This window comes from Phytoactinopolyspora endophytica (genome assembly GCF_004138495.1).
In the GTDB taxonomy this organism is placed as follows: Bacteria; Actinomycetota; Actinomycetes; order Jiangellales; family Jiangellaceae; genus Phytoactinopolyspora; species Phytoactinopolyspora endophytica.
Map to the genome: position 1 here is coordinate 113,521 of NZ_ML142866.1, position 602 is coordinate 114,122.

The 602-nt window shown below is 68.8% G+C and carries 1 pseudogene; it reads left to right on the forward strand.

The window, feature by feature from the left end:
• A pseudogene (locus ELR45_RS39285) lies at positions 1-469 on the forward strand (osmoprotectant NAGGN system M42 family peptidase); the annotation flags it as partial.
• Between the last annotated feature and the right edge of the window lie 133 nt (positions 470-602).

Genomic DNA, 602 nt, shown 5'->3' on the forward strand with positions numbered 1-602 from the left:
CCACGGGCTCGACGACCGGGTGGCCGAACTCCTCGCCGTGGACAACGCCGTCGTCGGCGAGGGACAGGAATCACGCGAGGACACCGTAAACATCGGGATGCTCGACTCCACCGGCCCGTTCGACTACCACCTGACCCGGCGCCTCATCGGCCTCTGCGAGCAGCATGACCTCCCCTACCGGCGCGACGTCTACCGCTTCTACCGCTCCGATGCCGCACCGGCAATCGAGTCAGGTATGGAGACGCGCACCGCGCTCGTCGGTTTCGGCGTCGAGTCCAGCCATGGGCACGAGCGCACCCACCTGGACGGGATACGGCGGATCGCCGAGCTGCTCACCATCTACCTGACCAGCCCGCTGACATTCACCGACTGGGACGAGGATCCCACCGGCAAGCTGGAGGACTTCCCGAGCCACAGCGTGCAGCCCGCCGAACCGGAGCCCGAGACCGCGCCCGGCCGTCACGGCTGATCCCTCGCCGAGGAGGTGGCGTGGGCAGCAAGGACAGTACCGGTCGAGAGCATGACTCCGGCGGTGGTCGCCTCGCGTCCCGCGGGGTGGAGCGCATGGGATCAGCGCCATGGGTTACCTCCCGCGGGACCAC